Annotated in this window: 10 protein-coding genes and 1 pseudogene; 6 read left to right on the plus strand and 5 right to left on the minus strand. The window is 69.9% G+C overall.

Going from position 1 to position 9,746, the window contains the following annotated elements; all coding sequences use genetic code 11:
* The 3 genes and pseudogenes from ACFW16_RS35410 to ACFW16_RS35420 form a co-directional block, all read left to right on the plus strand.
* Positions 1-258 (plus strand): annotated as a pseudogene (locus tag ACFW16_RS35410) (hypothetical protein); the annotation flags it as partial.
* Positions 259-458: 200 nt separating this feature from the next.
* Positions 459-1,490, plus strand: a complete 1,032-nt coding sequence (locus ACFW16_RS35415; RefSeq protein ID WP_380313808.1) for an isopenicillin N synthase family dioxygenase — start codon at positions 459-461, stop codon at positions 1,488-1,490.
* A 32-nt stretch (positions 1,491-1,522) separates the two neighbouring features.
* Entirely contained in the window at positions 1,523-2,341 is an 819-nt protein-coding gene (locus tag ACFW16_RS35420) for a MetQ/NlpA family ABC transporter substrate-binding protein (RefSeq protein WP_380313809.1), read from the plus strand.
* Here the strand turns inward: ACFW16_RS35420 and ACFW16_RS35425 are convergent.
* Positions 2,322-3,230: a LysR family transcriptional regulator gene (locus ACFW16_RS35425; protein ID WP_380313810.1), complete on the minus strand. Its 909-nt coding sequence runs from the start codon at positions 3,228-3,230 to the stop codon at positions 2,322-2,324. The two genes, ACFW16_RS35420 and ACFW16_RS35425, sit on opposite strands and share 20 nt — an antisense overlap.
* 125 nt (positions 3,231-3,355) lie before the next feature.
* On the opposite strand from ACFW16_RS35425, the gene ACFW16_RS35430 reads away from it, so the two are divergent.
* Both ACFW16_RS35430 and ACFW16_RS35435 read left to right on the plus strand, forming a co-directional pair.
* The gene (locus ACFW16_RS35430) at positions 3,356-4,342 is read left to right on the plus strand and encodes an aldo/keto reductase (RefSeq protein ID WP_380313811.1); all 987 of its coding nucleotides are present in this window, start codon (positions 3,356-3,358) and stop codon (positions 4,340-4,342) included.
* A gap of 47 nt (positions 4,343-4,389) precedes the next feature.
* Complete coding sequence (locus ACFW16_RS35435) at positions 4,390-4,854, plus strand: low molecular weight protein-tyrosine-phosphatase (RefSeq protein WP_380313812.1); 465 nt, start codon at positions 4,390-4,392, stop codon at positions 4,852-4,854.
* Here the strand turns inward: ACFW16_RS35435 and ACFW16_RS35440 are convergent.
* On the minus strand, positions 4,851-6,401 hold the full coding sequence (locus tag ACFW16_RS35440; RefSeq protein ID WP_380313813.1) for an MFS transporter: 1,551 nt from the start codon (positions 6,399-6,401) through the stop codon (positions 4,851-4,853). The genes ACFW16_RS35435 and ACFW16_RS35440 overlap by 4 nt on opposite strands.
* Before the next feature lie 187 nt (positions 6,402-6,588).
* Between ACFW16_RS35440 and ACFW16_RS35445 the strand changes: the two genes are divergently transcribed.
* The gene (locus ACFW16_RS35445; RefSeq protein ID WP_380313814.1) at positions 6,589-7,464 is read left to right on the plus strand and encodes a LysR family transcriptional regulator; all 876 of its coding nucleotides are present in this window, start codon (positions 6,589-6,591) and stop codon (positions 7,462-7,464) included.
* Positions 7,465-7,489: 25 nt separating this feature from the next.
* Here the strand turns inward: ACFW16_RS35445 and ACFW16_RS35450 are convergent, their stop codons facing one another.
* The 3 genes from ACFW16_RS35450 to ACFW16_RS35460 form a co-directional block, all read right to left on the minus strand.
* Entirely contained in the window at positions 7,490-7,834 is a 345-nt protein-coding gene (locus tag ACFW16_RS35450; RefSeq protein WP_380313815.1) for a hypothetical protein, read from the minus strand.
* A gap of 82 nt (positions 7,835-7,916) precedes the next feature.
* Positions 7,917-8,798: a carbohydrate ABC transporter permease gene (locus ACFW16_RS35455; RefSeq protein WP_380313816.1), complete on the minus strand. Its 882-nt coding sequence runs from the start codon at positions 8,796-8,798 to the stop codon at positions 7,917-7,919.
* Positions 8,795-9,685 (minus strand): carbohydrate ABC transporter permease, encoded by an 891-nt coding sequence (locus tag ACFW16_RS35460; protein ID WP_380313817.1) that lies wholly within the window; start codon positions 9,683-9,685, stop codon positions 8,795-8,797. The genes ACFW16_RS35455 and ACFW16_RS35460 overlap by 4 nt, the downstream gene beginning before the upstream one ends.
* Between the last annotated feature and the right edge of the window lie 61 nt (positions 9,686-9,746).

The raw sequence follows: 9,746 nt of genomic DNA on the forward strand, positions 1-9,746 counted from the left end.
GTCTCGGTGGTCGCCGCCCGCTTCAGCGGCCCGGTGCTGCTGAAGCTGTCAGCCCAGGCCGCGCCGGTGCTGGGCGCCGCCGCCGGCGCTATGGTCAACCTGGCGTTCCTGGAGCATTTCCGGCGCCTGGCGCGGGCCCATTTCACCGTCCGTCGGCTGGAGCGCACCCACGGCGCCGCGGCGGTACGGCTGGCCTATGAGAGCCTGCGGCCGCCGCCCGACCCGACGGCGCTGACGGAACGGCGCGGCCGCTCCTGATTCGGCAAGGCCCCTCTGTCATGCCCGGCTTGGCCCGGGCATCCAGAGAGCGTCGACATCTTCTGGATTGCCGGGTCAAGCCCGGCAATGATGGCGGAGAGTAATGGTCATTATAAATTTGTTATATAAATGATCATATGTTCAAGTTATGTAAATTGACGGATCGCGCGATTGCGCCGCTCTTTCTGCCCGAGGCTGCCATGACCACCGCCACCCTCGCCCTTCCGCTGCTCGACCTGTCCCGGCTCGACGCCGGCCCGGAAGCGCGCCAGGCCTTCCTGGGCCGGCTGCGCGCGGCTGCCCGGGATGTCGGCTTCTTCTACCTCGGCGGGCACGGCGTGCCGGAGTCGCTGGTCGCGCAGGTGAAGACGGAGGCGCGCCGCTTCTTCGCCCTGCCCGAGGCCGACAAGCTGGCGATCGAGATGGTGCATTCGCCGCATTTCCGCGGCTACACCCGGGCGGCGTGGGAGCGGACCCGCGGCGAGCCGGACTGGCGCGAGCAGTTCGACATCGGGGCGGAGCGGGCGGCGATCCCGCAGGGGCCGGGCGTGCCGCCCTGGCTGCGGCTGCAGGGGCCGAACCAGTGGCCGGCGGCGCAGCCGGAGCTGAAGACCGTGCTGCTGCGCTGGCAGGCGGAGCTGACCCGGGTGGCGATCCGCCTGCTCGAATCCTTCGCCGCGGCCCTGGGCCAGGCCGAGGACGCGTTGGAGCCGATCTATGGCGACACGCCGAACCAGCACATCAAGATCATCCGTTATCCCGGCCGCGAAGCCACCGGCAGCAGCCAGGGCGTCGGGGCGCACAAGGATTCGGGGTTCCTCACTTTGCTGCTGCAGGACACCCAGCGCGGCCTGCAGGTCGAGGGCGAGGACGGAAGCTGGATCGACGCCGAGCCGGTGCCGGGCACCTTCGTGGTCAATATCGGCGAGCTGCTGGAGCTCGCGACCAACGGCTATCTCCGCGCCACGGTGCATCGGGTGATCACGCCGCCGGCCGGGGCCGACCGGCTGTCGGTCGCCTTCTTCCTCGGCGCCCGGCTCGATGCCACCGTGCCGCTGCTCGACCTGCCGCCGGCCCTGGCGGCGGAGGCGCGCGGCCCGGCCAGCGACCCGCAGAACCCGCTGTTCCACGACGTCGGCCCGAACTACCTGAAGGGCCGGCTACGCTCGCACCCGGACGTGGCGCAGCGCCACTACGCCGATGTGCTGGCGACCCAAGCCGCCATCGCCTGAACACGCCGCGCCAACCGAACCACAGGTCCATCATGATCCGTACCCTGACCGCCCGCCTGGCGCGGGCGGCGATCGCTGCCGCCTTGCCTTTCGCCCTGGCCGGCGCCGCCGCGGCGCAGGACGCGCCGCTGAAGGTCGCCGCCGACGCCGTGCCGCATGCCGAGATCCTGGCCTTCGTGCAGAGCCAGGCGCCCGACCTGAAGCTCGACATCGTCGAGCTGTCGACGGCCGTGAACCCGAACGAGCTGCTGGCGCATGGCGACGTCGACGCCAACTACTTCCAGCACCTGCCCTATCTGCGTTCGCAGGAGGAGGCGTTGGACGAGACCTTCGCCGTCGCCGCAGCCGTGCATATCGAGCCGCTCGGCGTCTATTCGCGCAAGGCGAAGAGCTTCGCCGAGGTGAGGGACGGCGGCACCGTCGCGGTGCCGAACAACGTCACCAATCTCAGCCGCGCCCTCTACCTGCTGCAGGACCAGAAGCTGATCAAGCTGAAGGACGGCTTCGCCGAGCCGGACAAGCAGCTGGCGACGCCGAACGACATCGCCGAGAACCCGAAGCACCTGAAGGTGCTGGAGGTCGAATCGGCGCTGCTGCCGCGGGCGCTGGACGATGTCGACCTGGCGGTGATCAACGGCAACTACGCGCTCGAGGCCGGCCTCAGCCCGGCCAAGGACGCGCTGGGGCTGGAGAAGGCCGAGAACAACCCCTACGCCAACCTGCTGGTGACCACGCCGAAGCTGGCGGACGACCCGCGGATCAAGCGGCTGGCAGAACTCCTGACCTCGCCAGCGGTCGCGAAGTTCATCCGCGACCGCTATCAGGGCTCGGTCATTCCCGTGAACGGCTGACGTTGTCGGCGCGCACGAAGTCGACGAAGGCGCGCAGCGCCGCCGGCATCTGGCGCTGCCGCGGGTAGTACAGGAAGAAGCCCGGAAAGGGCGGCGACCAGTCCTGCAGCAGCGGGACCAGCCGCCCTTCCGCCAGTTCCGCCGTGACCATCTCCTCAAACACGAAGGCCAGGCCCGCGCCGTCCAGCGCCGAGCGGATGATCAGCCATTGCTCGTCGACGATCAGCGGCCCGGCGGGCGGCACGGTCAGCTCCCGCCCATCCTGCTCGAACTCCCAGGCATAGACCTGGCCGCTGGGGAAGCGGTACCCGATGCAGCGGTGCTCGGCCAGGTCGCGCGGCGTCTGCGGCGGCGCGCGGCCGGCGAGATAGGACGGGGCGGCGACCACGATCAACCGCTGTTCGCCGCCGAAGCGCACCGCCACCATGTCGCGCTCCAGCTGCTCGCCCAGGCGGATGCCGGCGTCGAAGCCGCTGGCGACGACGTCGACCAGGGCGCTGTCGACCGCGACCTCCAGCCGGATGTCGGGATAGGCGGCCAGGAAGCGCGCCACCATCGGCGCCAGCACCAGCGCCGCCGCCGGGATCGAGGCGTTGATCTTCAGCGTGCCGACCGGGCTGTGCCGGAACTGGTTCACCTCCTCCACCGCCTCGGCGATGTCGCGGAAGGCGGGCTGCAGCCGCGCCAGCAGCCGTTCCCCGGCCTCGGTCGGGGTGACGCTGCGGGTGGTGCGGTTCAAGAGCCGCACGCCCAGCCGCTCCTCCAGCCCGCGGATCGCGTGGCTGACGGCCGAGGCCGAAACGCCCAGCTCGATCGCCGCACGGCGGAAGCTGCGATGCCGCGCCACCGCGGCGAAGGCCGCCAGATCGGACAGGTCGGGACGGGCCATTGCTGAACCTTGTTCATCAGCTCATGCGCATATCTACGGATTATCGCATGGTCGCCCAAGCCCCATTCTCCTGCCGTGCCGCCGGTCACGACGACCGGACGGCCTCCGAAGCAAGGAGAAGGACCATGGACAGACGCGCGCTCGGCCAGGACGGCACCACCGTCTCCGCCATCGGCCTCGGCTGCATGGGCATGTCCGAATTCTACGGGCCGCGCGACGACGCGCAGTCGCTCGACACGCTCGCCGCGGCGCTGGAGCACGGCATCGACTTCCTCGACACCGCCGACACCTACGGGCTGGGCCACAACGAGGAGCTGGTCGGCCGCTTCCTGAAGAACCGCCGCGACCAGGTGGTGCTGGCGACGAAGTTCGGCATCGTGCGCGAGCCCGGCCGGTACGAGCGCCGGGTCGACAACTCCCCCACCTATATCCGTGCCGCGGCCGAGGCCTCGCTCAAGCGCCTCGGCACCGATGTCATCGACCTCTACTACATGCACCGCCGCACCCCCGAGGTGCCGATCGAGGAGACGGTCGGCGCGATGGCGGAGCTGGTGCAGGCCGGCAAGGTGCGCCAGATCGGCCTGTCCGAGGTCTCGGTCGAGACGTTGCGCCGGGCCCATGCGGTGCATCCGATCGCGGCGGTGCAGAGCGAGTATTCGCTGTGGAGCCGCGAGCCGGAGGGAGGGATGCTGCAGGCCTGCCGCGAGCTGGGCACGACCTTCGTCGCCTATTCCCCGCTCGGCCGCGCCTTCCTGACCGGCGCAGTGACCGACACCTCGTCGCTGGCGCCGGACGACTTCCGCCGCGTCCACCCGCGGTTCGCCGGGGAGGCGCTGGCGCAGAACCGGCGCCTGGCCGAGGCGCTGGCGGATTTCGCCTCCGGCCTGGGCGCCAAGCCGGCCCAGGTGGCGCTGGCCTGGCTTCTGTCCAAGCACGACAACGTCGTGCCGATCCCTGGCACCAAGCGCCGCGCCTATCTGGCGGAGAATGCCGCGGCCGCCTCGATCCGGATGACCCCGGACCAGGTGCTGGCGCTCGACACCCTGTTCGTGCCCGACGCCATTGCTGGTGCGCGCTATACAAAGGAGGGGATGACAGGCATCGGCCTGTAACCATCGGTCGCCTTGCCGCCTGGGTGCGCCCCGGCTATCCAGGCGGCATGCGCATCCTGTTCGTCTGCACCGGCAACATCTGCCGTTCGCCGACCGCCGAGGCGGTGATGCGGGCCAAGCTCGCCGACGCCGGCCTGGACCACGCGGTCGACAGCGCCGGCACCCAGGGCTTCCATGCCGGCGAGCCGCCGCACGCCCCGGCGATCCGGGCGGCGGCGGCCCGCGGCTACGACCTGCTGCCGCTGCGCGCCCGCAAGCTGGAGCGGGCGGATTTCCGCCGTTTCGACCTGATGCTGGCGATGGATCGCGGCCATCTCGACCGGATGCGCCGCCTGGCCGTCGCCGGCCCGGGCCGGATCGGCCTGTTCCTCGACCACGCGCCGGGGCTGGAGGGCCGGGACGTGCCCGACCCCTATTACGGCGGCAGTGCCGATTTCGAACATGTGCTGGACCTGGTCGAGGCCGGCTGCGACGGGCTGATCGCCGCGCTGCGCGAGGGAAGGCTGGGTTAGTCCGCCGTGGCGCACACTGCCCGGCCGCGGGCCGCGGTCCGCTCGGGGCCGAAGATCGCGAAGCTGACCGCGGCCAGGGCCCAGGCGCCGATGCCGCCATACAGCATCACCCAGCCGAAACCCTCGACCAGCGCGCCGTGGACGGCCGTGCCCGACGGGTCCAGCGTCACGAGCCCCGGATAGGCTTGCGGCAGCGCGGCGAGATTGCCGGCGGCGACGGACGCGGCCAGCGCCTGCAGCTGCGATGCGTCGAGAGCGCCGGCCACGGCGTCCGGCAGCGACCAGCGGATCCCTTCCACCAGGATCAGCCCCATCACCGCGATGTTGATGGCCAGCGTGATCAGCCGGGCGCTGATGTCGATGCCGGACGCCATGCCCGCCCGGTTGGCGGGGACCGACCCGGTCGTGGTGTTGGTCACCGGCGTGCTGGTCAGGCCGAGCCCGATCCCGGCCAGGAGCGTGCCGGGCAGCACGGTCAGCCAGCCGGCCTGCTCGACGCCGGCGCCCAGCCACATCAGCAGAAAGCCCGTCCCCATCACGGCCATGCCGAACGGGATGACCATGCGCGGGCCGCGGCGCTCCAGCAGGCGGTCGGCCAGCGGCGGGGTGATCAGGAACGGGATGGTGTAGGCCAGCAGCAGGAAACCCACGGTGCGGCCGTCCAGGCCGAGCCCGCCCTGGAAGTAGATCGGCAGGTAGATCATGAACGGCCAGTAGCAGCAGTTCATGCCGACGCAGCCGATGATCGCGCCGCTGAACCGGCGGATGCGGAACACCGAGAAATCGAACATCGGATGCGGGTTGATCCGCTCCGCCACCACGAAGGCGGCGAAGCCGGCGAGGGTCAGGACGGCGAGTCCGATCGCCGTGGCGCGGCCGAGCTCCGCCCCCTGGGTGATCAGGAAGGCCAGGCCGAACACTGCCAGCGTCAGGGTGGCGATGCCGGCGACGTCCAGCTTCCGGGCGTGCGGGTCGCGCGATTCGCGGATGCCGATCAGGGCCGGGATCAGCGCCAGGACAGTCAGCGGCACATGGATCAGGAACACCCATTGCCAGCTCGACCAGGTGACGATCAGGCCGCCGATGATCGGGCCGAAGCCGAGGCCGACGCCGCTGATCACGCCCCAGGTGGTGAAGGCGCGGCCGCGCTCGCGCCCGTCCTGGAACTGGTGCGAGATGATCGCGACCACGCAGGTGAACATGGCGCCGCCGGCCAGCCCCTGCAGGAAGCGGGCGGCGATCAGCAGCGATACGCTGTCGGCCAGCCCGCACATCAGCGAGGTGGCGCCGAAGGCGACCGTGGTGACGGTGAAGACGCGCTTGCGGCCGTAGCGGTCGGCCAGGGTGCCGGTCGCCATCAGCACCGTGGTGCAGGCGATGGTGTAGGCGTTCATGATCCATTGCAGCCCACGGAAATCGGCGGGCAGCGCCGTCTCCAGCGTCGGCAGGATGACCGGCACGCTGGAGATCTCGAGGCCGAACATCAGCGACGCCAGGCAGACGCCGACCAACGCGGCCGTGTTCCGGGCAGATGGGGACAGAGCCATGAGACTTCTCTCGAAGCAACAGGCCGCGCCGTCGCGCCAAAGGCTTGCGCGAACCGGTGCCGGCGCGGCGGAGGGTGGTGGGGTGGGCCGCTCGATCGGGCCTGGACCTGACTCTGGCCAATCCGCTTTCATGATGGAAATGAATTAATTTTGTGGCGTCCATTTTCCGCCATCATATATTTGTGAGATGGATTTCGACCCTGCCCTGCTGCGCGCCTTCGTCGCCGTCCATGACGCCGGCGGCTTCACCCGCGCGGCCGAACGGCTGCACCTGACCCAGTCGGCCGTCAGCCATCAGATCCGGCGGCTGGAGGAGCAGGTGGGCCGGCCGCTGCTGCACCGGACCACGCGCAAGCTGCTGCTGACCGAGGACGGCCAGGAGTTCCTGCGCCATGCCGAGCAGATCCTGCAGGCGCAGGACATGCTGACCCGACGCTTCCTGCCTTCCGCGGTCTCCGGCGTCGTCCGCTTCGGCGTGCCGGAGAATTTTTTGGGCGACCGGCTGCCGCATCTCCTTCGCCGTTATGCCCGCGATTTCCCCCAGGTGCGGCTGGAGGTGGCGGTCAGCGTCTGCCTCGACCTGCGCGCCAAGGTCGAGGCGGGCGAGCTCGATCTCGCAGTGGTGATGTCGCGGCCGGGCGAGACCGGCGGCACGGTGCTGCGGCGGACCCAGTTCGTCTGGGCCGCGGCCGAGACCTTCGACTGGACACCGGGCACGTCGCTGCCGCTCGCGCTCGCCCCGCCGCCCTGCCCTTGCCGCGCCATCGCCGTCGACGCCATCACCGCTTCGGGCGTCGAGTGGCATACCGGCTTCACCTCGGGCAACCAGCACGGGCTGCGGGCGGCGGTGCTGGCAGGGCTGGCCGCCTCGATGATCGCCCGGGACGAGATCGAGCCGGGAATGAAGATCCTCGACGGCCGCCACGGCCTGCCGCCGCTGCCGGAGGTGGAGTTCGCCCTGATCTGGCGGCCCGGCACCACCTTGCCCTGCGCGCGCGAGCTCGGCCGGCTGATCGTGGAATCGGCGGAGGCCGCGCCGGCGCTCCTCGCCCGGGCGGTCTAGGCGGCGACCGCCCGGCGGCCGGGCCTCAGTCGGGCGCCATCTGGCAGTTCGGCCCGACCCACTTGTTCATCGAGGTGTCGAGCTCGTTGTCCATCTCGGCGGCGCCGCAGACCGGATAGCGATCATCACCGCGCCGTTCCATGCTGAGGGCACGGTAGCGCTTCACCAGGGTGTCGTGATCCGGCGGTTGCTCGCGCTCCCGCTTCATCGAGAGCTTCATCACGCAATTCGCGAAGGAATCGGTCCCGTCCTGAAAGCCGAATTCGCCGCACTTCTGCCTGTCGGCAGCGAGCTGTTCGGCGTGATCCGGGCCGCTGATGCATCCCGGCAAAAACAGGAGAAGCAGAGTGAACCAGGCTGAGCGCCGCATTTCCCCCTCGCGATGGCTGTGCCCCCAGGCATCTCCCCATGACGCGAACGCGCCGTCAAGACGATGGCCGGCCGAACGGGACCTACCCCTTGATCGCCCCGGCGGTCAGGCCGGCGACGATCTTGCGCTGGAACATCAGCACCAGAACGATCAGGGGCAGGGTGACCACCACCGAGGCCGCCATGATCGGGCCGAAGGGGTATTCGTAGCGGCTGCCGCCGGAGATGGTGGCGATCGCCACCGGCACCGTGCGGTTCTCGTCCGACAGGATGAAGGTCAGGGCGAACAGGAACTCGTTCCAGGCCTGGATGAAGGCCAGCAGGCCGGTCGAGGCCAGGGCCGGGCCCATCAGCGGCAGCAGCACGCTGACCAGCACCCGGCCGCGGCTGGCGCCGTCCATCAGCGCCGCCTCCTCCAGCTCGCGCGGGATGTCCTGGATGAAGCCGGTCAGCACCCAGACGGTGAAGGGCAGGGTGAAGATCAGATAGGCGAAGGTCAGCGACCCCAGCCGGTTGTACAGGCCGAACCAGCGCACCAGCTCGAACATCCCGGACAGCACCACGATCTGCGGGAAGATCGAGATCATCAGGATCACCAGCAGCACCGTCCGCCGCAGCGGGAAGTCCAGCCGGCCGAGCGCATAGGCGGCGCCGATGGCGAGCACGAGCGAGATCCCGGTGGCCGAGCCGGCGACGATCAGCGAGTTGACGATCGAGCCCAGGAACACCGGGTCGTGCAGCAGCGCCTTGTAGTAGACCAGCTCGAAGGCCGGCAGCAGCGTCGCCTCGAACAGCGACGCCCCGGTCTTCAGCGAGGACACGATCGCCCAGTAATAGGGGAACAGGGTGTAGATCAGCACCAGGATGACGGCGACGCCCAGCCCCACGGTCTTCAGCAGCCGGCGCCGGCGGTACCGGGCGGCGGCGCGGACCATCGCCATGTCGGGGGCGGCCACGGCGGTCATCTGACGGTCGTCCGGTCCAGCCGGATCGCGCCGATGATGACGATCGCGATCAGGGCGATCAGCAGGAACACCCAGGTCGAGGCGGCGGAGCCGTACCCCAGCTCCTGGAAGCTGACCAGCTGGTTGCGGGCATAGATCGTCATGGTCATGGTCGGTTCGCCGTTGCCGCCGAGAACGTAGCTGAGGTCGAACATGCGCAGCGCGTCGAGGGTGCGGAACAGCACGGCGACGCCGATCGGCACCCGCAGCATCGGCAGAGTGATCGAGACGAGGCGCTTCCACCACGACACGCCGTCGACCCGTGCCGCCTCGTGGATCTCGCCCGGGATCAGCTGCAGCCCGGCCAGGATCAGCAGCACCATGAAGGGCGTGGTGATCCAGACGTCGACGAAGATGACGACGCCCAGCGCCAGCGACGGGTCCGCGGTCCAGGCCACGCCCTTGTCGATCAGGTGGAGGTCGATCAGCAGCCGGTTGATGATGCCGAACTGGTCGTGCAGCAGCCATTCCCAGATCTTGGCCGAGACCACGACCGGGATCGACCACGGCACCAGGATGGCGGCGCGCAGCACGCCGCGGCCGGGGATCGCTTCGTTCAGCAGCAGGGCGATGGCGAGGCCCAGCAGCGTCTCCAGCGCCACCGAGACGATGGTGAAGACCAGCGTGTTCCCGACCGCCCGCCACCATTGCGGGTCGCGGGCGACGTCGATGAAGTTGTCGAACCAGACGAAGCCGTAGGTGGTCGGATCGTCCAGCGTGGCGTCGGTGATCGAGAAGAACAGGGTGCGCAGCAGCGGCCACAGCGCCACCAGCACCAGCGCCGCCAGCGTCGGCGCCAGGAACAGCCACCCGGCCCGCCGATGCGATCGGGCGACCCGGCCGGTCATCGACGGGCCTCACTGCTCGAGTCCCCCCTCCCCTTGCGGGAGGGGGGTAGGGGGAGGGGGT

The organism is Inquilinus sp. NPDC058860, from assembly GCF_042743185.1.
Taxonomy (GTDB): Bacteria; Pseudomonadota; Alphaproteobacteria; order DSM-16000; family Inquilinaceae; genus Inquilinus.